This window comes from Streptomyces caeni (assembly GCF_042678285.1).
In the GTDB taxonomy this organism is placed as follows: Bacteria; Actinomycetota; Actinomycetes; order Streptomycetales; family Streptomycetaceae; genus Streptomyces; species Streptomyces caeni.
Genome location: NZ_JBHUDX010000004.1, coordinates 15,376 through 38,612, shown reverse-complemented (window position 1 = coordinate 38,612; position 23,237 = coordinate 15,376). Strand labels below are relative to the sequence as shown.

Here is a 23,237-nt window from a genome sequence, read left to right as displayed (position 1 = left end):
ACAAGAAGAACTCTAGCCTGCGACCTGCCGGAAAGTGAAATCCGGGTCCGGCGCCTGATGAGGCCGTGTCAGTCGTCGTCGCCGAGGACCGGCTCCGGGAGGGTGCCCGCGTTGTGCTCCAGGAGACGCCAGCCGCGGACGCCCTCGCCGAGGACGGACCAGCTGCAGTTGGAGAGACCGCCGAGGCTCTCCCAGTGGCGGGCCTCCAGGCCGATCAGGCGGCCGATGGTGGTGCGGATCGTGCCGCCGTGACTGACCACCACGAGGGTGCCCCCGTCCGGCAGCTTCTCAGCGTGCCGCAGCACCACGGGGGCGGCTCGGTCGGCGACCTCGGTCTCCAGTTCGCCGCCGCCGCGGCGGACGGGCTCACCGCGCTTCCAGGCGGCGTACTCCTCGCCGTACCGGGCGATGATCTCCTCGTGGGTCAGCCCCTGCCAGACGCCCGCGTACGTCTCGCGCAGGCTCTCGTCGTGGGTGACGTGGAGGCCCGTGAGCGCGGCCAGCTCGGCGGCCGTGGCGGCGGCGCGCCGAAGGTCGGAGGCGACGATGGCGTCCGGCTCCAGGGAGGCGAGCAGACGGGCGGAGCGGCGGGCCTGGGCGAGGCCGGCCTCCGTCAGCTCGACGTCCGTGGAGCCCTGGAAGCGGCGCTCCACGTTCCACATCGTCTGGCCGTGGCGCCACAGGATGAGGCGGCGGCCCCGCTTCCCCTCCTCGGTTCCTGCGGCGGTCACCGCAGCCCCCCGCCCAGTCCGGCGGCGTCCTCGGCGGCCTGCAGCCTGGCGTGCTCCTCGGCCTTGCCGCGGGTGGCCTGGGCGTCGGCGGGCAGCTCCAGCTCGGGGCAGTCCTTCCACAGCCGCTCCAGGGCGTAGAAGACGCGCTCCTCGCTGTGCTGGACGTGCACCACGATGTCGACGTAGTCCAGCAGCACCCAGCGGGCCTCGCGGTCGCCCTCGCGGCGCACCGGCTTGGCACCGAGTTCCTTGTTCAGCCGCTCCTCGATCTCGTCGACGATGGCCTTGACCTGGCGGTCGCTGGGCGCCGAGGCCAGCAGGAAGGCGTCCGTGATCGACAGCACGTCGCTGACGTCGTAGGCGATGATGTCGTGCGCGAGCTTGTCGGCGGCCGCCTGGGCGGCGGTGTTGATGAGTTCGAGGGAACGGTCCGTTGCGGTCACTACAGGGCTTTCCGTCGGCGGTCGGTGATACCTCAAGGGTCTCACGGACCGCCGGACGCTCCCCAAGTGATTAACGGATCACGCCCCGGCGACCCGGGATGTGATCCAGGTCACGACGACGGCTTGTAGTCCTGGCCGAGGACGACCGAGACGGTGGCGTTCGATGCCGCCGTGCCCTTCTTGACGGCGCTGGTGGGCAGTCCCAGGGTCTTGGCCACCTCGATCGCGTTCTCCTTGTCGCCATCGCCGGCGTAGGTGATGCGGGACTCGGCCTGGGCGGGGCCGGTACCGGCGTCGATGACGGTGTAGCCGCCGTTGACGAGCACGACGCGGGCCTGCGCCGCGGAGGACTTGGAGCCGGTGGCGTTCTTGACACCGACCCGGACGGCGTCGCCGGCCTGAGGGCTCTTCACGGTGCCGCCGAGCAGGTTCCTGACGACGGTCTCGGTGGCCTTCTGGCCGACGGTTCCGTCGGACTGGACCGGCAGCAGCTCGGTCTTGTAGTCGCCCTGCTTGGCGTGGTCGGCGAGCTTGGCGAGGAAGGTGCCGAGGTCCTTGTCGCTCAGGGACGGGTCGAGGATCTGAGCGAGCGTCTGCACCGTGGTCGTCGCGGCCTGCGGGTCCGAGGACATTTTGCGCAGCACACCCTGCATGACCTGGCCGAACCGCTCCAGCTGGGCGTCCTCGGGCTCACCGGGGGCGCGGTAGGTGGCATAGGCGACGGCCATCTTGCCGCTGAGGGTCTGGTTTTCCCCCTTGTGCACGAGGGGGGCGCCGCTCTTCTTCTTGGGGTCGGGGTCGGGGACGTCGGTGTCGGTAGTGACCTCGATGTTGCCGACGAGTTCGACGAGGTTGTTCAGATACGGGGTGTCGAGGCGCCAGGTGCCCTCGATGCTGGTGCCCAGGACGGCGTCGATGGCGTCGCCGGTACCGGAGGAGCCGTCGTCGGCGACCGACTTGGCGAGTGTGGTCGTGGTGCCGTCGTCGGAGGTCAGGGCAAGGGAGTTGGGCAGCAGGACGGTCGCACCCTGCTTGGTGGTGGTGTTGTCGACGAGCAGTGCGGTGGAGGTGCCGCCGCCCTTGGTGTTGTGCAGGTGGACGACGATCACGTCGCGGTTCTGGGCGCCCGCGGCGGTCGTCGTCCCGCCGGACGAGGCTGCGGAGGAAGTGCCGGGCAGCTTGCCCGCGTACCAGAGGTAGCCGGCTCCGCCGAGGCCCACCAGCGCGAGGACCACGACGAGGGCGATGATCCGGCTGCGGGCACGGCGCCTGGCCTCCTCACGGCGCTCGGTGCGGTTCTCGGTGAACTTCAGCCAGTCGATGACGTCTTCGGAGTCGCCGTCGGGTTCCTCCACGAAGGCGAACTGCTCGGTGCGGTAGTCCCGGTCGCCGCGCGACTCCCGGTCGGCGGCGGTCCCCACCGGTCCGCTGGGGCCGCCGTCAGGGAAGCCGTCGGGGAAGCCGTCCGCGCGGCCGGGGCGGCTTCCGGACGGTCCCGCCTGCTGCGGGATGTACGCGGTCTGCTCGGGGACAGGCGGCTGCGGACCGCTCGTCGCGGTCTGCCCGTACGGGTCGTGGCCGCCGGTGCCGGTGCCGTAGGGGGCGTAGGGGTCGTACGGGGGGAGGGGCGGCTGCCGGCCCGTGTCCTGGGAGGGCACCGCTTGCTGCTGACCGGTGTGGTACGGCGCCACCGGCTGGTGCGGACCGGTGGCGTACGGGTCGTAGCCGTAGCCAGGTGGCTGCTGCTGGTTGCCGTAGGGGTCGTAGCCCTGCGGGGCCTGCTGCACTGGCACCTGCCGGTACACAGGCTGCCCGAACTCGTCGTAGCCGACGAGCTCGTACTGGTCGCCGCCCGCGTATCCGTCGTATCGGTCGTTCACCGGTGGCCCCTCTCGGCTCACTCGCCGCGGTACAGCTGCCGTTTGTCGATGTAGCGCACCACGCCGTCCGGCACCAGATACCAGACGGGTTCGCCCTTGGCGACCCTCGCACGGCAGTCTGTGGACGAGATGGCCAGCGCGGGAACTTCCACGAGCGAGACGCCACCCTCGGGAAGACCGGGATCGGCCAGGGTGTGACCGGGGCGGGTGACGCCGATGAAGTGCGCGAGGGAGAACAACTCGTCCGTGTAGCGCCAGGTGAGGATCTGGCCGAGGGCGTCGGCACCCGTGATGAAGAAGAGGTCGGTGTCGGGGTTGAGGGCCTTGAGGTCGCGCAGGGTGTCCGTGGTGTAGGTGGGGCCGCCGCGGTCGATGTCGATGCGGCTGACGGAGAACTGGGGGTTCTCGGCGGTCGCGATGACGGTCATCAGATAGCGGTCCTCGGCCGGGGTGACCTTCCGGTCGGTCTTCTGCCACGGCTGGCCGGTGGGCACGAACACCACCTCGTCCAGGTGGAACTGCGCGGCGACCTCGCTGGCCGCGACGAGGTGCCCGTGATGGATCGGGTCAAAGGTCCCGCCCATGACGCCAAGGCGTCGTTTGCCCGGGCTCGACGGCCCGCTTCCGGGGCCGGGACCCGTGCCCTTCGCCGGACCGGTGGGCGTGTGCTGCTCTCCCATGCATGCAGACCCTACCGGCCCGGCCGCCGGGCACCGGCCGACAGGACCCGGCGGGCGGCCGCGACCGGGCCCTGCGCCGGACTCAGCGGTCCCGGTTGAAGCGGGTGGTGATCCACAGCAGCGCGAGGAGGATGACGAGGGCGGCACCGCCCGTCATGTAGGGGCTGATGCTCTCGTGGTTGCCGCCCTCGGCGAGGGTGGCCAACTGGGCGGCGGTGCTGTGGAAGCTCATCTCGGCAGACCTATCCGGAGTCGGCGGAACAAAGACGTCGGCTCATCGTAAGCGGGCGCCTCGGCACTGATCACGCCGACTCCGCCATTGGCGGGGAAGGGCCCGCCGGAGCACGGGGCGGCTCGCCGCACACCGCCGCCCGTCATTCGTCCTTGCGCCGGTAGCCCCGCAGCAGGAACCAGCCGGCCATGACGCAGCCGACGACCATCACGATCAGCACGATGCGGAGCAGGTCGCCCGGCCCCTGCCGCTGCGCGGCCGTCGCCGCCCCGGTGAGCCAGGCGGCGGGAGTGTGATCCATCGGATCGCTCCTTACGGTGTGCTGCCCCGCCACCGTATCTCCGCCTAGGCTGGAGTCCGCTTCGGGGGCACATCGGGGCGTCGCACGGCATGCACGGTCGCTCCACCGGGTGGCCGCCCGATGATCAATCGCACAGTGAGCGACACCAGACACATGGGGGAACACATGTCCGACGACGGCCGTGACCAGAACGGGCACGAAACCGTGCCGAGCAGGCAGCGCAGGCGTTTTCCGGGGATCTCCTCGCGCGCGTACGAGCACCCGGCGGACCGTTCGGCTCTGGTGGCCCTGCGCAAGCTCACCGGCTTCGACACGGTCTTCAAGGCACTCAGCGGTCTGCTGCCCGAGCGCAGCCTGCGGCTGCTGTTCCTCTCCGACTCGGTGCGGGTCTCAAACGCGCAGTTCACGCATCTCGACGACATGCTGCGGGACGCCTGTCACATCCTGGACCTGGAGAAGGTCCCGCCGATGTACGTCACGCAGGACCCGCAGCCGAACGCGATGTGCATCGGCCTCGACGAGCCGATCGTCGTCGTGACGACGGGACTCGTGGAACTGCTGAACGAGGAGGAGATGCGGGCCGTCGTCGGCCACGAGGTGGGGCACGCGCTGTCCGGCCACGCCGTGTACCGGACGATCCTGCTGTTCCTGACCAACCTCGCGGTCCGGGTCGCGTGGATCCCGCTGGGCAACCTCGCGATCATGGCGATCGTGACCGCGCTGCGGGAGTGGTTCCGCAAGTCGGAGCTGTCGGCCGACCGGGCCGGGCTCCTGGTCGGGCAGGACCTGCAGTCCTCGATGCGCGGCCTGATGAAGATGGCAGGCGGCAACCACCTGCACGAGATGAACGTGGACGCGTTCCTGGAGCAGGCCGAGGAGTACGAGGCCGGGGGCGACCTGCGCGACTCCGTACTCAAGATCCTCAACATGCTGCCGCGCACGCACCCCTTCGCCGCGGTCCGCGCGGCGGAGCTCAAGAAGTGGGCCGCCTCTCGCGACTACCAGCGGATCATGGACGGTCACTACCTGCGGCGGACCGAGGACAAGGACACCTCGGTGGCGGACTCCTTCCGGCAGTCGGCGGCCGGCTACGCCAACGACGTGAAGCAGTCCAAGGACCCGCTGATGAAGCTGGTCAGCGATCTCGCGGGCGGCGCCGGAGACCTCGGCGGCCGGGTGCGGCGCGGCTTCGCGGGCTTCGCCGGCGGCGCCCCCAAGGACGCGCCGCGTGAGTCGCGCGAGGGGCGGACGGCAGAGGCAGAGGGCCGGCCGGGCGACGACGGCACCGGAGACGAGACCCCCGGCCACGACGCCTGACCACGGCGGTCCGGACGGCGACGCCTGATCGCGGCCCGCACGGCGACGGCGCCCGCCCGGGCCCCCTCCCTGGGCCGCGCCCGCCCGGGCCCCCTCCCGGGGCTCTCGCCTCCCAGGAACCTCAGAGCCTCGGCTGCGCGCTCTTCGCCAGGGAGCCGCACAGGGCCGTCACGGTGGTGTCACCCGTCGCGTAGGGGTCGGTGCCGGCCGGGCCGCCCGCCTTGGGCGTCTGACCCGCCAGCAGCGGGCGCAGCTCGTTCGTGGCGTCCTCGGCGCAGGCCAGCGGGCCGGCCTGGACGTACGAGGAGATCAGCTGCACCTGGTGCATGCGCAGGTCGTTGCGGTCGAAGCGGAAGGTCAGCTCGCGCCGCACGGTGAACAGCGACGCCTTGGCCTTCGCATCGGATCCGGCCGGCTTCAGCGCGTACACCAGGGTGTGGTCCGCGGTGACCTCCAGGGTGTCGGAGTTGGTCTGCGCCGCCTCCAGAGTGCCCTGGACGCGGATCTTGCGGTCGGCCAGCTGGACACGGGACGGGTCGAAGCGGATCAGCCAGCCGGTGGGCTCGTGTCGGCCGTCCGCGGCCGGATGCGCAAAGCCCTGGTCGAACTGGTCGAGCTGCTGCGGGTTCAGCAGCAGCCGCACGGGACGCACGGCGCCGCCGGTGAGGACGGCCGGGTCGAGCGAGGACTGGACGAGGTAGTCCTTCGCGGTGGTCAGGGCGGCGACGACCTGGCTCTCGGAGAAGTCCGCGGTGCGCCGCGTGGCGGGGAGGGTGATGCCCTCGGCGCCGACCCGGTACTGGGCGGCGGGGCTGTGGGCGTAGAGGGTCTCGGGATCCTGGGCGCCGGGTACGGCGGACTGCGGCGCGAGGGGTATGACCGTGGACCGCTGCGGCTCTACGGGCTGTGCCTTCGGCGTCGGGTACGGATGGCGTACGCCCATGTAGATCGCTGTGGCGAAGGCGATCGCTATCAGCGCCACGAGGATCAGGGACTGGCGGGGCAGTCCGCGGTGCAGCGCCGGGCGGCGGCGCACGGCCGGGGCGTGGTCGGACATCCGCTCCCGCGCGGAGTACTCCTGCAGGCGGGCAGCACGAACGAACGACTCGTCGAACACGACGGATCGGTATTCGTCCTCGCCACCACCGGGAGCGCCCTCGGGTGTCCCCTCAGGTGGGTCTCCAGGCCCGCCCATACCTTCAGGGTAGGTCTCCTGGAGCTCAGGTAAACGCACTGGTGCACGACAAGTTCTGACAGGTTCTCACCAGGATTTCGCGCCGGCGTCGGGCCTGGGGGCGGCCCGCGGCGCGCACGGACTGCCTCAGGGAGTCCGCGGAACCGCCGAGAACGCCGGGGGCGAGTACTCCGCAGAGGCCGAGGGGCCCGTGCCGGCGCCGGCGCCGGCCTCCTGCCCCTGCCCCTGCCCCTGCTCCAGCCCGGTCCTTGGGGGCGGAACCTGCTCCTGACGGCCCGAGGACGCGCCCCGGTACACCGCGGTGAAGGCGAGGGCGACCATGCCGATGCCCATCACGAGGGCGAGCATCCAGGCGACCGGGCGGTGCCAGCGGGCCCCCTTGCGGTAGGCCCTGCCGTAGGTGCCCGATGCGCCGTAGCGGCCTTCCAGGATCTCTGTGCCGTCCAGGTCGTCCAGATCCCGGCCGTGGCCGAATCCGCCCCCCTCGTCGGGCCCGAATCCCTCCTCGAAGCGCTCGTCGTCGCCCCGCGCGCCCCTGGCGTGCGCCCGGCGTGCCTCGGCCTCCTGCGCCTCGGCACGGGCCTGGGCGGCGGCGAGGAGTCTCTCCACGGCCGTCGGCTCGTGCACCAGGGCGGCCTGTACGAAGGCCTCGTCGAAGACCACGGAGGCGAACGCTTCGTCGCTGCCTCCGCGGTCGCGGTCGTCGTCGGGCTCCCAACCGTCCTCGAACGGTGTGCCCCCCACGTCCTCCGGCACGGATCCAGAGTAGACCTGGGGGGTCAATTTGGGCAGACGGTAAGGAAATTCATCCACCTGGCGAGACGGTTCACTGCCGAACCGCCGGGATTCGCGGTCCAGGCGGCGCCGAGCGGGCGCTCAGTGCCGCCCCGACCAGGGCCTTCGGGCTCAGTGCCGCACGTGTCCGTCACCGGTCACGATGTACTTGGTGCTCGTCAGCTCCGGCAGTCCCATCGGCCCCCGGGCGTGCAGCTTCTGTGTGGAGATGCCGATCTCCGCGCCGAAGCCGAACTGGCCGCCGTCCGTGAAGCGAGTCGACGCGTTCACGGCGACCGTCGTCGAGTCGACCAGCTGGGTGAAGCGGCGGGCGGCCTGCTGGGAGGTGGTGACGATCGCCTCGGTGTGGCCGGAGCTCCACAGCCGGATGTGCTGGACGGCCTTGTCCAGGGAATCCACGACGGCGGCGGCGATGTCGTAGGACAGGTACTCGGTGTCCCAGTCCTCCGGGGTGGCCTCCACCACGGTCGCCCGGGAGTCCTTGGCGTACGCCATCACGCGCTCGTCGGCGTGCACGGTGACCCCGGCGTCCGCCAGGGCGTCCAGGGCCCGTGGCAGGAAGCGGGGGGCGATGTCCTGGTGCACGAGGAGCGTCTCGGCCGCGTTGCACACGCTCACCCGCTGTGCCTTGGAGTTGATCAGGATCTCGACCGCCATGTCGATGTCGGTCTGGGCGTCGACATAGACGTGGCAGTTGCCTGTGCCGGTCTCGATCACCGGGACCGTGGACTCCTCCACGACGGTGCGGATCAGGGAGGCCCCGCCGCGCGGGATGAGCACGTCGACCAGGCCGCGGGCGCGCATCAGCTCGCGTACCGACTCGCGGCCCTCGCCGGGCACGAGCTGGACGGCGTCGGCGGGCAGCCCGGCGCCGCCCACGGCGTCGCGCAGCACCCGGACGAGGGCGGTGTTCGACTCGTACGCGGAGGACGAGCCGCGCAGCAGCACGGCGTTCCCCGACTTCAGGCACAGGGCGGCGGCGTCGACGGTCACGTTCGGCCGGGCCTCGTAGACGATCCCGACGACGCCGAGCGGGACGCGGACCTGGCGCAGGTCGATGCCGTTGGGGAGGGTGGAGCCGCGGACGACCTCGCCGACCGGGTCGGGCAGCGCGGCGACGTCCCGTACGTCGGCGGCGATGGCCCGGATGCGCTCGGGCGTCAGGGTGAGCCGATCGATGATCGCCTCGCTGGTGCCGGCCTCACGGGCCTTGGCGATGTCCTTGGCGTTCGCCTCGACGATCTCGCTCGACCGGACCTCCAGCGCGTCCGCGACGGCCAGCAGCGCGTCGTCCTTCTCGGCACGCGGCAGCGGCGCGAGGTCGGCGGCGGCGGCCTTGGCCCGGTAGGCGGCCTGGGTGACCGGGGACATGGAGTCGTACGGCGAGAGCGAGGTCATGCAGGAAGGGTAGTGCGCCGGGCGGAGCGGTCCTGGTTCATCCCACACCGCGAGACGGGCCCGGAGGAGTCCTGGGAATCACTCAGAAGGGATGGACGCCCACCGGGGTGGCCGGCGCCGGCCCGTACCCCTCGGCGACACGCTGCTGGTAGGTCTCGCGGTCGATGACCTCCAGGCCGACGATCTCCCAGGGCGGGAGGCCGGCGGTCTGGCGGTGCTCGCCCCACAGCCGCAGCGCGACCGCCGCGGCGTCGTGCAGGTCGCGGGCCTCCTCCCAGTAGCGGATCTCCGCGTGGTCGCTGGCATAGCGGCTGGTCAGCAGAAAGGGGTGGTCGTGAGCCAGCTGTTCGAGGGCCCGTCGCACCTCCTTCAGCGGGGCCTCGCCGCCGGAGACGCTGAGCGTGACGTGCCACAGACGGGGGGTCTGGCCGGGCGCCTCGTACGCCGTGCCGGCCGCGACGCTGGTGAGGGCGCGCTCCTTGCCGGCCGCGCGGGGCGCACCGCCGTCACGGACGGCACCGGAGGTGCCGCCACCGCGGGACGTGGCCCCAGGGCGCACTCGTCTCACGACGGCCTCCTTATGCAGTGCTCGTGCGGAATGTGTCCCCGGGACAAAGTTGAGCAGGCCGCAGGGCGCTGTGGGGCGGTTTTACGGAACGTCCCCCACCGGACCGCCACGGCGGGTGGACGTTTCGGTTGATTACGGGTGCGGGACTAATCCTTGCGAATGCGGGACGAATCCTTACGAGTGCGGCGGGTGCAGGACGACCAGATCGTCCCGGTGGACGACCTCACGTTCGTAGGCGGGACCCAGTTCCCGGGCCAGCTCCCTGGTCGAGCGGCCGATCAGCCGGGGGATCTCCTTGGAGTCGAAGTTCACGAGCCCGCGAGCCACCGCCCGCCCCTCGCTGTCGCGCAGTTCCACCGGGTCGCCCGCGGTGAAGTCGCCCTCGACCCCCGCGATGCCGGCGGGCAGCAGCGACGTACGGCGTTCGACGACCGCGCGCACGGCCCCGTCGTCGAGGACGAGTGCGCCCTGCGGGGTGGAGGCGTGCTGCAGCCACAGCAACCGGTGGGCGGAGCGCTTGCCGGTGGGGTGGAAGTACGTGCCGGTGTCCCGGCCCGCGAGGGCGTCGGCGGCGTGCACGGCGGAGGTGAGCACCACGGGGATGCCCGCGGCGGCCGCGATCCGGGCCGCCTCCACCTTGGTGACCATGCCACCGGTCCCGACACCGGCCTTGCCCGCGGTGCCGATGTCCACGTGCGCCAGGTCCTGCGGCCCCCGCACCTCCGCTATCCGCGAGGTGCCCGGCCTGCTGGGGTCGCCGTCGTACACGCCGTCCACGTCCGACAGCAGGACCAGCAGGTCGGCCCGTACGAGATGGGCGACGAGCGCGGCGAGGCGGTCGTTGTCACCGAAGCGGATCTCATCCGTGGCAACGGTGTCGTTCTCGTTGACGACGGGCAGCGCCCCCATCGCGAGGAGCTTGTCGAGGGTCCGCGCGGCGTTGCGGTGGTGGGCGCGGCGGCTGGTGTCGTCGGAGGTGAGCAGCACCTGGCCGACGCGGACGCCGTGGCGGGCGCAGGACGCGGTGTAACGGGCCACCAGTAGGCCCTGTCCGACGCTGGCGGCGGCCTGCTGCCGGGCCAGGTCCCGGGGGCGGCGGCGCAGGCCGAGGGGTGCGAGGCCGGCGGCGATGGCACCGGAGGAGACGAGGACGATCTCCTTCTCGCCCCCGCTGCGGTGTTTGGCGAGGACGTCCACCAGGGCGTCGACGCGGTCGGCGTCGAGCCCGCCCGCTGCCGTGGTCAGCGAGGAGGAGCCCACCTTGACGACGATCCTGTGGGCCTGTGCCACGGCCTGCCTTGCCCCTGCCACCTGCTGTGCTTCCCCTCACGCGTCGGTCCGGCTCCCGCCCGGCAATCTACGCGAAGGGACACGGTTGCCGCGCACCGGTCCAGTACGCGGACGAGCGCCCGCGGGGACCGAGGCCACGAAGACCGCGGCCGCGCTCTGCCGCCCCGTCCGCCCGTCAAGCCGCCCCGTCCGCCCGTCAGGCCGCCCCATCCGCCCGTCAGGCCGCCCGGCGCACCTTCAGCACCCGCCGGGCCGCCTTCCGCAGCCGCCGGGCCGCCTTCCGCAGCCGCCGGAAGTGGACCGTCGTCGTCGGCTTGAACGCCTCGACGGCGACCGTCTCGCGGACCGTCGGCACGAACCACTCGTCCGGGAGGCCCGCGGCGCGGTCGCGGAAGTGCGGGTAGGCGAGGTAGGCGCGGCCACCGCGCGGGTCGATGAAGACCGTGGGCGCCTTGTTCGCCTTGACGAACCCGACGACGTCGGCGAGGAGGTCGGCGCGGCCCCGTGCGACCAGGTGGAGCCGGAGCCGCTCGTTGACCTTGAGCTGCCGGGCGAGGCCCTCGTGCCAGTACGCGTCCATCAGCGGCTTGGCCAGCTCCAGCTTGTGGGCGCGGATCTCCTCGCTGTTGGTGAGGAAGACGGGTCCGAACTGCGGCAGCAGGGTGATCAGGAAAGGCCGGACCATCAGCAGGTCCCGGCGGGGTCCGGCGGGCACGAGCTCGGCGATGAGCCGCATCAGGGCGCGTGCCGAGTCGAAGCGCAGGGAGTAGCTGCCGCTCTTGGTGACGTGCTTGCCGTCGTCGCGGCCGACCAGGTAGTAGCAGGTGTAGTCGGAGATCACGGAGACGCCGTCCGCGCGGAGGTACGCCTCCATCGTGAACAGGGCGTCCTCGCCGGTCTTGAGGGACTCGTCGAAGTGCATGCCGTGGCGCGTCAGCAGCTCGCGCCGGAAGAGCTTCTGCGCGCTCAGCGTGAACTTGATCTTCGAGGAGAAGACGTCGGTCCGGGGCAGGGTCTTGCCCCACATGGACTTCGGGGCGTTGCGGTTGACGCCGACCACCTTGCCGAGCACCACGTCGGTCCTGTGCTCGTCGGCCATCGCCACCATGCGCTCCAGCGCCTCGGTGCCGAGCCGGTCGTCCGCGTCGAGGAAGAAGACATAGCGTCCGCGGGCCTGGTCCAGGCCGACGTTGCGCGGGCCGCTGGGGCCGCCCGAGTTCTCCTGGCGGATGACCGTCACGGTCATCGGCGCGCGCTTGGCGAACTCCTCGAGGTACTCCCCCGTCCCGTCCGTCGAACCGTCGTCGACCGCGATCACCTCGATCCGCGCCGGGTCCAGGGTCTGGCCCTCCACGGACTGCAGGCATTCGACCAGGTACGGCATCGCCTCGTACGCCCCGATGATCACACTGACATCAGGCTGCGCAGCGGTCACGCTTCCCCCTTGTCACGGGATGTCCCCGTATCACTCCACAGAATCACCGGCTAGACGGCTGACGGCGTGCGGGGGTTGCTTCCATTCCGGGTTTCATGGCGTGGATCACAGGGTGAACCGACAGGAAACCCCAAGGAACTGACGAGGGTTCAGCTTAGGCGGCTCCGGTAAGAGACAGGAAAAAACCGGGGCGCCGAGGAGTCGTCCTCGGCGCCCCGGTCCGCTGCGGTGCGGCCACGGGCGGGCCCCGGGTTCTAACCCTTGACCACGTCGTTCCTCTCGTCGGCCGGCGGAGTGCGCTGGCCGGGCACCGCGCCCGTCGGCTCGGCGGCGGCCGCCGCGCGCGCGCCGTTGTCCTGGCCGCGGTCGCGTACCTCGGCCTGCTGGCCGCGGTTGCGGGCCTCGGACTTCTGCGCCAGGAGGCGCACCGCGGCGTTGAACCGTTCGATCGAGGCGGGCTCGTCCGGGCCCAGCAGATAGCGCTTCAGCTCCCGGCGGCCGGCGGCCAGCGGGTCGGACCCGGGGTCGCGGACGGCGGCCAGCAGCGCGTCCAGCTCGCGCGCCGAGTTCGACAGGATCACGGCCGCGCGTACCGCCGTGTTCTGCCGCTTGAACTCCTCGGCGCCCACCCCCGCCGAGTCGGTGACGGCGTACGGCTTGCCGCTCGCGATGAAGTCGGAGACCACGCTGGAGATGTCGGACACCATCGCGTCGGAGACGTTGAAGCAGTCGTACAGGCGCGGCTCGGCGCCCGTGATGACGCGGTGCTGCCAGGGGCCGGACGAGCGCCAGTACGTCTCGTTCCACTCGGCCCGCAGCCGGGCGATCTCCTCGTGCATGACCACGTCGATCGCGCCGTCGCGGGTCGCCTCGGCCTCGTCGCCCTTCTCGCTGGTGGGCGCGGTCAGCTCGGCGAGCCGGGCCTCGATGCGGGCCAGCTCGGCCTTGGCCCGCGCCTGGGCGGCGGTGTCGGCCCGGAAGCGGGGGTCGGCGGCACGCTCGGCGGCGGCCTTCTCGACCAGCGCGGTGATCCGCCGGTGCGCGGCGCCCGCCTTCGCGCTGCGGGTGCCGGTGAAGGGGTGCGGCTTGTAGAGCACGCGGACCGGCGGGTCGGCGGCGAGCAGCTTCTTCACGATGTTCTCGCCGGCCAGCAGGATCGAGGTGTTGCCCGGGTTGTCGTCCCAGCCCTCCCAGGTGGGGGCGTACAGGATCGTCGGGCAGCGTTCCCCGGGGTCCTCGCCGCGGAGGTCTTCGGACGGGACCCGCCCGGGCTGGATGGGCGCGAGCTGCGGGCGGCCGACCTCGACGATGTCCTCGTCGCGGATGCCGACGTCGGCGATGGCGTAGCGGTCGCGGCCGGCACGGCCGGCGGTCCACACCTCGTCGTACACCTTGCTGAACGGGTTGACACTGGCGACCTTGTCGCTGTCGCCGTGGCCGATGAAGACGTGCTTCATGGTGGGCACGCGCAGCATGTGGATGTTCTTGCCGACGTTCGCCGCGTACAGCGTGACGCGCACGGTCGACAGGTCCATGTTCATCAGGTGCACCCCTCCGGGCACGCAGACGACGGGGACCGTGGTGGGCGCCAGGTTCTGCAGGATGACACGTTCACGGAGGATGATCAGCGGCCGGGTCTCCAGTTGCTCCATCGCCTCCAGCCACATGTTGACCTGGTACGCCGAGTCCTTGGAGCCGGAGAAGTACAGCACTGTCTCCGGGCGGTACTCGCGCAGCCAGGCGCTGAGGGCCGCGAGGACCGTCCCCGCCTTCGGCGGGATCCTCCTGCCGCGCACGTACGGGGCGAGGGCGACCACGTAGAGGAAGGCCAGTGCCAGGGTGGCCGCGACGCCCGCGAGGCCGTAGACGGCGTCGTCGGCGGCCGCCGTGACGAGCAGGCCGGCGACCGCGGGCAGGTCGAGGTGGAGCATCTTCTCCGCCGCTCGGTTCACCAGGCCGCGGGGCGGGGCGTCCGGGATGCGGATCCGGGAGCCGAGGTCCACGTTGCGGGTGGAGACCGGCATCGCGCGGCGCTTGTGGATCAGGGTGACCAGGGCGCTGTGGGGGGCCTGGAGGGCGAAGAAGGCCAGGAAGCAGGCGACGGCCGCGTAGAAGACCGGCTCGCCGGACAGGCCGGCTCGCGCCAGGAGCAGGACCAGCAGCAGCTGGCGGAGCAGGAACCGGATGGAGAGGCCTGCCCGCAGCTTGCCGAGAAGGCTGATCAGATAACTGCCGCGCCGGTGCAGATAGTGGTCCGCCAGGTACGTCACTGCGGCCGCGGCCGCGAAGGCACCGACGCTCGGGAGGAGCGCGGCCAGCATCAGCGCGGGGAAGCCCAGCATCACGAGGGCCGCCGCGGCCAGCTCGGCCGGACTGCCCACCCGGGCCACGCGTATAGCGGTGGAAATCACGGAGGAACCTGCTCTTGGAGGGGAGTGCCGGTGGTGGTTCGGGAAAACGCCTCGGGCGGCGCTTGGAAAGAATTCGAAAAGAACTTGCAAACGATCCGGAACCTTACGGATTCAGGCCCCTGTGCACACGCATTCGTCATGCGATCACAGAGGCCTGAATTCCGGGACGTCACTTTGACCGCCGATTATGCCACGCCGTCCTGTCGGTCCAGGACCGCGGCCAGGGCCGCCTCGAAACCGGTCGCCAGACCCGCCCCCGCCGTCGGATCCTGCTGGCGTACGTCGATGACGTGGCCGGTGAGTCCGGAGACGAGGACGTCGAGCGAGGCGCGCGCCACGGCCTCGGAGGACAGCAGCGTGCCCGCGGGTTCCCGGCCGAACGCCTTGGTGCGCATCGGGGTCGCGGTGCGCTCCGGGTTGATGCAGTTGACGCGGACGCCGTCGGCGGCCCACTCGTCGGACAGGGCCTGGGTGAGATTGACCATGGCCGCCTTGGTCGAGGAGTAGAGGCTGTACTCGGCGCGGCCGCGGGTGTAGCTGCTGGACGTGTAGAGCAGCAACTGGCCCTTGGTCTCGGCGAGGTACTTGTACGCCGAGCGGGCGATCTGCACCGGGGCCAGATAGTTGACCTTGAGCGCTTCCTCGATGGTCGCGTTGTCGGTCTCCGCCAGCTTGCCGATGCGCAGCACGCCGGCGGTGTTGACGACGTAGTCGATGCGCCCGGTCTCGGCGTACGCCCGGGACAGCGCGTCGTCGACCTCCTCCGGGTTCTCGACGTGCGTGCCGGTGGTGGAGCGGCCCAGCGCGTAGACCACGGCGCCGTAGGACTCGGCGAGTTCGGCGATGTCCTTGCCGATGCCGTACGAGCCGCCGAAGACGACGACGGTCCTGCCGTTGAGGAGTTCGCGGTACGCCTCCGCGCCGTTCTGCTCCGGCGCTGCGGTGGAGGCGAGCTGGAACAGCTTGTCGGCGATGAACACGTCGACGGGCTGGGTGACCTTCATGTTGTACTCGTCGCCCGCGACGACGTGGATCGGCACGTCCGGCAGGTACTTGAGCACGACGGAACAGTCGTCGGTGGCCTGGAAGTTGGGATCGCCCGCGGCGACCTCGTAGGCGCGGCGGATCGTGGACAGCTTGAACGCCTGGGGGGTCTGGCCGCGGCGCAGCCGGGAGCGGTCCGGGATCTCGGTGATGAACTCGCCGTCCTCACCGTGCGTGCGGGTCACGATGATGGTGTCCGCGGACGGGATGGCGACGTCCACGGCCTGGTAGCGCTCCAGGGCCGCGACGCAGTCGTCTATGACGCGCTGCGACAGCAGGGGGCGTACAGCGTCGTGGAACAGGACGTTGCGGTCCTCGTGCTCGGCCAGGCCCTCGCCGAGCAGGGCGATGGCGCGCTCGGTGGTCTCGTTGCGCGTGGCGCCGCCCTCGACGACATGGGTCACCTTCGCGAAGCCCGCCTTGGCGACGATCTTCTCTACGTCCTCCACATAGCCCGGCGCCATCAGCACGATGATGTCGTCGATGGAGTCGGCCTTCTCGAAGGTGGTCAGCGTGTGTTCGATCACCGCCTTGCCGGCGATCTTCAGCAGCTGCTTCGGAATCGACAGACCCACGCGCTGACCGGTCCCACCAGCCAGAATCACTGCGGTGGTACGGGGCTTGGCTATGCGCTCTGACACGGGTGACCTACCTCGGGGCTTCAGGGAACCTTCGGATGGTCCCACTTTCGGTAAGCGAAGTGCAAGGTGAGCGCCCTCTTCTGCATATGTGAGCGCAACCTGGCATTCATCTTGCACCCTCGTGCGATTACCAAAGACACCCGGTCGAATTGTCCTGATTTGCCGTGAGCAACTCCACACGCGTCTCAGCCCGCCTTTTCCCGGCGCTTTCCCTCGTGTTGCATTCCGGTCACGCGGTCCGGCGCGCCTTGGCGCCCGCGCGGGCGGGGTGCCCGCACGGTCGCCCGCATCACCCGCGTCATGAGGTGAGCCGAGCCCCGCGGACGGCGCCTTCCGCCCGCGGGGCTCGCATACAACGCGCCCCGTGACGTCCGGCGGCTCGTGAAGCGGGCCGGCTCTCGCCGTACCGTCCGTGTCCATGGTCAACGGACCGTAGGGGAACTTTCTGAAGCGGGGCTGAGAGAAGCCTGCGACACGGATGAGCCCCGGGGGCCGGGCCCCGGACGGTGCTGGGGGCCGCCGCACCCGGGGTGTGGCAAGGCGTCCGGGCACGGCGCCGTCTCCGGGACGCGCCCGGACGCCGACGCCGTGGATGACACAGCCGGCCACGGGGTGCCCACAGCGGGCCGGAGCCGCCCCGGCCCCTCCCGGATCCGCAGTCAGCCACCGGGCGCCCACCGACCCGGCCTGCGTCAGAACGGCTCGAAGTCGTCGAACTCCCGCAGGGCCTCGTCCCGTTCCGCCTGGCGTTCCCGGCGGCGCTGGACGGCGGGCCGCGCCGCCTCGAAGCGGTGGTCCTCACCCCGCCGGCCGAGCATCTCCGCGCCCGCCGTCACCGTCGGCTCCCAGTCGAAGACGACCGCGTTGTCCTCGGGCCCGATGGCGACGCCGTCGCCGGCCCGGGCACCCGCCTTCACCAGTTCCTCCTCGACTCCGAGGCGGGCCAGCCGGTCGGCCAGATAGCCGACGGCCTCGTCGTTGTTGAAGTCGGTCTGGCGCACCCACCGCTCCGGCTTCTCGCCGCGCACACGGAACAGCCCCTCGTCCTCGCGGGTGACCGTGAACCCCGCGTCGTCGACCGCCCTCGGCCGGATGACGATCCGGGTCGCCTCCTCCTGCGGCCTGGCGGCGCGCGCCTTGGCGACCAGGTCGGCGACGGCGTACGACAGCTCCTTCAGGCCGAGGTGGGCCACGGCGGACACCTCGAAGACGCGGTATCCGCGGGCCTCCAGGTCCGGCCGCACCATGTCGGCCAGGTCCTTGCCGTCCGGTACGTCGATCTTGTTGAGGACCACGATCCGCGGACGGTCGCCGAGACCGCCGTACTGCCGCAGCTCCTCCTCGATCACATCGAGGTCGGAGAGGGGGTCGCGGTCGGACTCCAGTGTGGCGGTGTCCAGCACGTGCACGAGCACGCTGCACCGCTCGACGTGCCGCAGGAACTCCAGGCCGAGCCCCTTGCCCTGGCTGGCGCCCGGGATGAGCCCCGGCACGTCGGCGATGGTGTAGACGGTGGCGCCCGCGGTGACCACGCCCAGGTTCGGGACGAGGGTGGTGAACGGGTAATCGGCGATCTTCGGCTTGGCGGCGGACAGCACGGAGATCAGCGAGGACTTGCCGGCGCTCGGGTAGCCCACGAGGGCCACGTCCGCGACCGTCTTGAGCTCCAGCACGATGTCCCGCAGGTCCCCGGGCTCGCCGAGGAGTGCGAAGCCGGGAGCCTTGCGGCGGGCGGAGGCCAGCGCCGCGTTGCCGAGCCCGCCGCGTCCGCCCTGGGCGGCGATGTAGGACGTGCCGTGTCCGACGAGGTCGGCGAGCACGTTGCCCGCCCCGTCGAGCACGACCGTGCCGTCCGGCACCGGCAGGACCAGGTCCTGGCCGTCCTTGCCGGACCGGAAGCCGCCCTCGCCGGGCTTGCCGTTGGTGGCCTTGCGGTGCGGGGAGTGGTGGTAGTCGAGCAGCGTCGTGACGGACTGGTCGACGGTGAGGATCACATCGCCGCCGCGGCCGCCGTTGCCGCCGTCGGGGCCGCCGAGCGGCTTGAACTTCTCGCGGTGCACGGAGGCGCAGCCGTGGCCTCCGTTACCCGCGGCGACGTGCAGTTCGACGCGGTCCACGAAGGTGGTCATGGTGCAGTGCCTCCAGAAAAGGTGCGGAAAGTGTCTCTTGCGGTCTCTTACGATCTCTTGCGGTCTCTCGCGCAACAAGCGAAAGGCGGACCCGCCTTCCCGACCGGGAAGTGAGGTCCGCCTCGCGAGATGTTCGGTCGAAAACCGTGAATCGGGTGATTCAGATGATTCAGGTGATCAGGCGACCGGAACGATGTTCACGACCTTGCGGCCACGGTGGGTGCCGAACTGCACCGCGCCGGCCTCCAGCGCGAACAGCGTGTCGTCGCCGCCACGGCCGACGCCCGCGCCCGGGTGGAAGTGCGTGCCGCGCTGGCGGACCAGGATCTCACCCGCGTTCACGACCTGACCGCCGAAGCGCTTCACGCCGAGCCGCTGGGCGTTGGAGTCGCGACCGTTCCGGGTGGACGATGCGCCCTTCTTGTGTGCCATCTCTCCTCAGTCCCTTACTTCGCAGCCGTGGGGATCGCGGTGACCTTGATCGCCGTGTACTGCTGGCGGTGGCCCTGGCGACGGCGGTAACCGGTCTTGTTCTTGTAGCGCAGAATGTCGATCTTCTGGCCCTTGTGGTGGTCCACGACCTCGGCCTGGACCTTGATCCCGGCCAGCACCCACGGGTCGCTGGTCACGGAGTCGCCGTCGACCACGAGCAGGGTCGAGAGCTCGACCGTGTCGCCAACCTTGGCGGTGGAAATCTTGTCAACCTCAACGATGTCGCCGACAGCAACCTTGTGCTGGCGACCACCGCTGCGCACGATGGCGTACACGCGGATCTCACTCTCTCGCTCGGGAACGGCACCCCCGCAGTCCAGCCGCCCTGCGACACACGCGGACGACCTCTCCCGAACGGCCCTTGCGGCCCGCGCCCGGGAGGAAGAGGTTTACGGGGATGTGGCGGGTCTGTGGACACGCCGACGGTCAAGGTTACGGGGCCCGGCTTGAGGGGTCAAACCGGGCCCTGGATGTATTCCATGCGGAACAGCCGTCGCTCAAGCACGACGGAGCTCGCCCCGGCGACGAGGTCGTCCAGGTCGCCGCCGCCCCACCGGAAGCCCTGATCGAGCAGGAACCGTCCGGCCCTGAACCGCACGGCCGGGTCGGGGTGCACGAGAGCGGACTCGGCCCAGGTGACCGCAGTCCCCTCCCCCCTCCGTCCCGCCGCGGGGCAGCCCCTCTGGCATCCAGGAAGGAACCGTTCTCCTCTTTCCTGGCGAACGGCACAGCGCGCAGGACTTCCTCACGCACGCGGCCCTTCAGGGGAGTGGCCGAGGCGTGGACGCCGTCGCGGACCGACCGCGTCCACGAGGGCTTCGGGAAGGTCCGACACGTCCCGGCTCTCGTTGTGCCCGCTTGCCGTTGGCGTCGGTGTACTCGGAGGCGTACCGGACGGACTTCTTTCCGGCCTTCGGCTGGAGGGAGTCCGCATAATCCGCCAGCGGGTCGCAATTGTGCACCAGGAGGGGCGACTGCCCCGCGAGAACGTAGTACGCGTGGACGCCCGTCACCGTGAGGTCGTGTGTCCGCTGACGCTTGTCGAAGTGGCGGTTGGCCGTGGCCTCGGCCGTGTCGCTCGATGGGGTGTGCAGCGTCATGCCCGGTCGCAGGTCGCCGGCCTTGATCCCCGCCCGCTCGGACTCCACCTAGAAGGGATGAGCGGTCGGGGCGACCAGGGCCTCAGGTCCTGGCCAGGCCGGTCACCCGTTTGACGAGCTTGAGGCCCTTGGCCCACTTCCAGGGCGCCCCGCACTTGGCGAGGATCAGGGCGCCCCTCGGTGGGCGGGGCACCGCCCCGTATGCTCGCCGCCGAGGCCAACAGCGGAAGGCAGAGAATTGAACTACAGGGTCCAGCCCAGCGCCCAGGTCGACGAGAGCGCCGAGATCGGTCCCGGCAGCAGCGTGTGGGATCTCGCGCAGATCCGCGAGGGCGCCCGCCTGGGCGAGGGCTGCGTGATCGGCCGCGGCGTGTACGTCGGGTCGGGCGTACGCATGGGGGACAACTGCAAGTTGCAGAACTATGCACTCGTGTACGAACCGGCCGAGCTCGGTGATGGCGTCTTCATCGGTCCTGCCGTGGTCCTCACCAACGACCACAACCCCCGTTCCGTGGACCCTGCGGGAAAGCAGAAGCGCGGCAGCGACTGGGAGGCCGTCGGCGTGAAGATCGCCGACGGGGCCTCGATCGGTGCGCGCTCGGTATGCGTGGCGCCGATCAGCATCGGCCGCTGGGCGATGGTTGCCGCCGGTGCCGTCGTCACCAAGGACGTCCCGAACTTCGCCCTGGTCATGGGAGTGCCCGCCCGGCAGGTCGGCTGGGTCGGACGGGTCGGCGTCCGGCTGGTCGTCCGCGAGGACGAGCCCGGCGTATGGGAGTGCCCGGAGACCGGCTCGCTGTACGACGAGAGGGAGGGTGTGCTGACGGAGCGCGCAGGCTGATGAGCCGGAAAAGCGGAGTGGGTGGGGCGGTGTACCTCAGGTACACCGCCCCACCCACTCCGCTGTCGGCCCTTCGGCTACTCCTTGTCGCCTAGCAGCAGCCGGTCGAACTCCAGACCCACCACGGACCAGTCCCACTCCGCCAGCGCGTGCTTGGCGGCAGGCTCCGTCGCAGCGCGCCAGGTCTCCTCCGAGGCCGTCAGCTTCAGGATCCGCTCGGCGGCCTCCTGCGGTCCCCCGACGACCCAATCGGCCGGGAAGAGCGTGCGCGCCCCGTTCTCCAGCGCCGCGAAGAACGGCCAGTCGCGCACCACCGGGAGCGCCCCGCTGACCACCCCCTCGACCAGACCGCAGTGGAAGCTCTCTCGCACCGAACTGCTGAGGATGACTCCGACATCGGTGAGTGCCGTAGGCACGTCGTCCGTCTGCCCCACACGGTGGACGGCGCCGATCGCCTCGAGTTCCCGCACTTCCGCCTCGAGAAGGTCGTCGTAGGCGCGGGCGGCAGCGCCCGTCTTGCGGTTGAGGCCCCCGCCGATGATCACCAGTCTGTAGCGCTCGTCCCGCCTGCGCAGGAGCCGCAGCACCTCCAGTGCCCAGCGCGGATCCTTGGCCACCGAGTTCACCCCGACCAGGCCAAGGGTGAAGCGCGCGTCGCCGCCGGTCTTCTCGCGCTGGAACCGTGCCAGGTCCATCGCATTGGCGATGGCGTGCGTCTGCGCGGTGTCGGACCGGGTCAGTTGGGGCAGCACCTTCTCCGCCATCTCACGCAGATGTTCGCTCACCAGGACCAGGTCGTCCACACGCGTGAAGTCCACCATGTGCGGCCATGCAGTGAACACCTCATAGCTGTGCAGCCGGACGACGACACGCGTGGTGCCGGGGTCGATGCAGGTGAAGAGTGCCGCAGGCCCCGCACACCAGTCGACGAAGACGGTGTCCGCCCAGTCCAGGTGCGGTCGCAGAGCCTCCTCGACCTTGGCCCGCAACGACGGCCGACCGCCCAGAGCGTGTTCCGCGACCTTGGTCAGGTCACGCGCGAGCGGGGCCAGCGTCTCGTCCTTGCTGAAGTCGAGATAACGGAATTCGACCTCGGAGTGGTTCTCGTAGCGGTCCCGGATCTCCCCGAGGAAGCGGGCGTTGGCGTACGTCGTGACCAGGAGTCTGAGTGGACGTCCGCCCGTCGCCGGGGCGGCCGGCAGCGCCCGTCCGCGCGGCGCGGAGAGCTCTCGGAAGGCGGCGCTCCGGCGAAAGACGGCGAGGTATCCCTCGGGGTCCTCAGCCATCGGCGACGACACGCCGTCGAAGTGGAGGACACGGTCGAACGCCAGGGAGAAGGCGGTGGAGAGCTGCGCGGCCGCAGCCGCGAAGTCCTTTCTCTTGAACCGCTGGTCCGCGAGGTGCAGGGCCGCCTCGACGGCCTTCATGCGCAGTTCGGGATCGTCTTTACCCCGAGCCAGTTCGGCACGTGCGGCATCGGCCAGCAGCGCCGCGCTGAGCTTGCGGTTGGCGATCCGGTCGGCGGCCTGGTGCAGCACTGTCGTGGCCCCGGCCTTGCGGCCTCCCTTGGCCATGCTCAGGCTCACCCGGCGGGCCAACTTCTCACGCATTCTGTCCGGCACACGTGGCGCGACGACCGCTGTCCGCCAAGCCTTGGCTCCGATCCCGGTGCGCAGGACGGCGGGCGACGAAGCCCGGCGCAGCACCGCGCCCGCGCCACGTCGCACCGTGCGCTTCGCCGAGCGCGCGGCGACGGACGGAGACGGAACTGTACGGACCACGTCACGCACCGCGTACTGCACCGGATGTCGGCCGCGCGACTGGAGGGCTCGGAGCGCCGGGGCGACGCCGAAGACCGCGTCCGCCCGCCGGTTGTGTTCGGCGAGCCGCCAGACCGTGTACACCGCGCCGGCGTCCAGAGCGACCAAGAGTTGCGCATTGCGCGCATGGCGGCGTACCCACGGACTGTGTTCGGCGCTCGCCCAGGTCCGGCGGGGCAGCGGTAGCTTCGCGATGGCCCTGGCAGACGCCGTGCCCCGTTCGGCCACCGCCTCGGGGAGTGGGTGCACCTCGACCACGTCGAGTACCCCGGCCGCTGCTTCCCGATCGAACAGGCCGGTCAGTCGCACCGTCGCCCCAGTTGCCCGGAACTGCTCGACAGCGGCTTTCAGCATCGAGAGCGTCGGCGCTGCGCCCGCGATCAGGAGTACTTGGGTCATGCGAGGAGGTCCTCCAGTCATGTGTGTCGGGGACATGCTGCGGGCGCCGTTCCAGCGGAGGGAATCCCCGAAGGAGTCCTGCGCCGGAACGGCGT

The 23,237-nt window shown here is 70.8% G+C and carries 22 protein-coding genes; 2 read left to right on the top strand and 20 right to left on the bottom strand.

Annotated elements, in window-relative coordinates:
• Positions 1-68: 68 nt before the first annotated feature.
• From ACFSL4_RS01350 to ACFSL4_RS01325, 6 genes are all read right to left on the bottom strand, one after another.
• Positions 69-731, bottom strand: a complete 663-nt coding sequence (locus ACFSL4_RS01350) for a histidine phosphatase family protein (protein WP_381077238.1) — start codon at positions 729-731, stop codon at positions 69-71.
• Positions 728-1,174 (bottom strand): ribosome silencing factor, encoded by a 447-nt coding sequence (gene rsfS / locus ACFSL4_RS01345; RefSeq protein ID WP_381077235.1) that lies wholly within the window; start codon positions 1,172-1,174, stop codon positions 728-730. The genes ACFSL4_RS01350 and rsfS overlap by 4 nt, the downstream gene beginning before the upstream one ends.
• Before the next feature lie 110 nt (positions 1,175-1,284).
• The gene (locus ACFSL4_RS01340; protein ID WP_381077233.1) at positions 1,285-3,054 is read right to left on the bottom strand and encodes a LytR C-terminal domain-containing protein; all 1,770 of its coding nucleotides are present in this window, start codon (positions 3,052-3,054) and stop codon (positions 1,285-1,287) included.
• A 17-nt stretch (positions 3,055-3,071) separates the two neighbouring features.
• On the bottom strand, positions 3,072-3,734 hold the full coding sequence (nadD, locus tag ACFSL4_RS01335; RefSeq protein ID WP_381077230.1) for a nicotinate-nucleotide adenylyltransferase: 663 nt from the start codon (positions 3,732-3,734) through the stop codon (positions 3,072-3,074).
• A gap of 82 nt (positions 3,735-3,816) precedes the next feature.
• Positions 3,817-3,966, bottom strand: a complete 150-nt coding sequence (locus ACFSL4_RS01330) for a hypothetical protein (protein WP_381077228.1) — start codon at positions 3,964-3,966, stop codon at positions 3,817-3,819.
• A 142-nt stretch (positions 3,967-4,108) separates the two neighbouring features.
• Positions 4,109-4,267 carry a hypothetical protein gene (locus ACFSL4_RS01325; RefSeq protein WP_381077225.1) on the bottom strand — a complete coding sequence of 53 codons (159 nt, stop codon included), beginning with the start codon at positions 4,265-4,267 and terminating at the stop codon, positions 4,109-4,111.
• A 165-nt stretch (positions 4,268-4,432) separates the two neighbouring features.
• On the opposite strand from ACFSL4_RS01325, the gene ACFSL4_RS01320 reads away from it, so the two are divergent.
• Positions 4,433-5,584, top strand: coding sequence for a M48 family metallopeptidase (locus tag ACFSL4_RS01320; protein ID WP_381077703.1), 1,152 nt, complete (start codon positions 4,433-4,435; stop codon positions 5,582-5,584).
• Positions 5,585-5,705: 121 nt separating this feature from the next.
• Here ACFSL4_RS01320 and ACFSL4_RS01315 read toward each other — a convergent pair whose 3' ends face one another.
• From ACFSL4_RS01315 to ACFSL4_RS01255, 13 genes are all read right to left on the bottom strand, one after another.
• Entirely contained in the window at positions 5,706-6,779 is a 1,074-nt protein-coding gene (locus tag ACFSL4_RS01315) for an SCO2583 family membrane protein (RefSeq protein WP_381077223.1), read from the bottom strand.
• 126 nt (positions 6,780-6,905) lie between these two features.
• Complete coding sequence (locus tag ACFSL4_RS01310; protein ID WP_465269746.1) at positions 6,906-7,535, bottom strand: SCO2584 family spore wall biosynthesis protein; 630 nt, start codon at positions 7,533-7,535, stop codon at positions 6,906-6,908.
• Between the two features lie 150 nt (positions 7,536-7,685).
• Entirely contained in the window at positions 7,686-8,972 is a 1,287-nt protein-coding gene (locus ACFSL4_RS01305; RefSeq protein ID WP_381077219.1) for a glutamate-5-semialdehyde dehydrogenase, read from the bottom strand.
• Positions 8,973-9,054: 82 nt separating this feature from the next.
• Positions 9,055-9,531, bottom strand: coding sequence for a hypothetical protein (locus ACFSL4_RS01300; protein WP_381077700.1), 477 nt, complete (start codon positions 9,529-9,531; stop codon positions 9,055-9,057).
• Between the two features lie 183 nt (positions 9,532-9,714).
• The gene (gene proB, locus ACFSL4_RS01295) at positions 9,715-10,830 is read right to left on the bottom strand and encodes a glutamate 5-kinase (RefSeq protein ID WP_381077216.1); all 1,116 of its coding nucleotides are present in this window, start codon (positions 10,828-10,830) and stop codon (positions 9,715-9,717) included.
• 217 nt (positions 10,831-11,047) lie between these two features.
• On the bottom strand, positions 11,048-12,265 hold the full coding sequence (locus tag ACFSL4_RS01290) for a glycosyltransferase family 2 protein (protein WP_381077213.1): 1,218 nt from the start codon (positions 12,263-12,265) through the stop codon (positions 11,048-11,050).
• Between the two features lie 254 nt (positions 12,266-12,519).
• Positions 12,520-14,676 carry a hypothetical protein gene (locus tag ACFSL4_RS01285; RefSeq protein ID WP_381077210.1) on the bottom strand — a complete coding sequence of 719 codons (2,157 nt, stop codon included), beginning with the start codon at positions 14,674-14,676 and terminating at the stop codon, positions 12,520-12,522.
• Between the two features lie 185 nt (positions 14,677-14,861).
• Positions 14,862-16,361 (bottom strand): D-ribitol-5-phosphate cytidylyltransferase, encoded by a 1,500-nt coding sequence (locus ACFSL4_RS01280; RefSeq protein WP_381077208.1) that lies wholly within the window; start codon positions 16,359-16,361, stop codon positions 14,862-14,864.
• A gap of 692 nt (positions 16,362-17,053) precedes the next feature.
• The gene (gene obgE / locus ACFSL4_RS01275) at positions 17,054-18,490 is read right to left on the bottom strand and encodes a GTPase ObgE (protein ID WP_381077206.1); all 1,437 of its coding nucleotides are present in this window, start codon (positions 18,488-18,490) and stop codon (positions 17,054-17,056) included.
• A 177-nt stretch (positions 18,491-18,667) separates the two neighbouring features.
• On the bottom strand, positions 18,668-18,922 hold the full coding sequence (gene rpmA, locus ACFSL4_RS01270) for a 50S ribosomal protein L27 (RefSeq protein ID WP_053761072.1): 255 nt from the start codon (positions 18,920-18,922) through the stop codon (positions 18,668-18,670).
• Positions 18,923-18,936: 14 nt separating this feature from the next.
• Positions 18,937-19,257 carry a 50S ribosomal protein L21 gene (gene rplU / locus ACFSL4_RS01265; protein WP_055489989.1) on the bottom strand — a complete coding sequence of 107 codons (321 nt, stop codon included), beginning with the start codon at positions 19,255-19,257 and terminating at the stop codon, positions 18,937-18,939.
• A gap of 179 nt (positions 19,258-19,436) precedes the next feature.
• A complete protein-coding gene (locus tag ACFSL4_RS01260; RefSeq protein WP_381077203.1) occupies positions 19,437-19,598 on the bottom strand; it encodes a hypothetical protein in 162 nt (53 codons plus the stop codon).
• Between the two features lie 145 nt (positions 19,599-19,743).
• Positions 19,744-20,130: a hypothetical protein gene (locus ACFSL4_RS01255; protein ID WP_381077201.1), complete on the bottom strand. Its 387-nt coding sequence runs from the start codon at positions 20,128-20,130 to the stop codon at positions 19,744-19,746.
• 190 nt (positions 20,131-20,320) lie between these two features.
• Between ACFSL4_RS01255 and ACFSL4_RS01250 the strand changes: the two genes are divergently transcribed.
• A complete protein-coding gene (locus ACFSL4_RS01250) occupies positions 20,321-20,923 on the top strand; it encodes an acyltransferase (RefSeq protein WP_381077199.1) in 603 nt (200 codons plus the stop codon).
• Between the two features lie 77 nt (positions 20,924-21,000).
• Here the strand turns inward: ACFSL4_RS01250 and ACFSL4_RS01245 are convergent, their stop codons facing one another.
• A complete protein-coding gene (locus tag ACFSL4_RS01245) occupies positions 21,001-23,142 on the bottom strand; it encodes a glycosyltransferase (protein ID WP_381077197.1) in 2,142 nt (713 codons plus the stop codon).
• Positions 23,143-23,237: the final 95 nt, after the last annotated feature.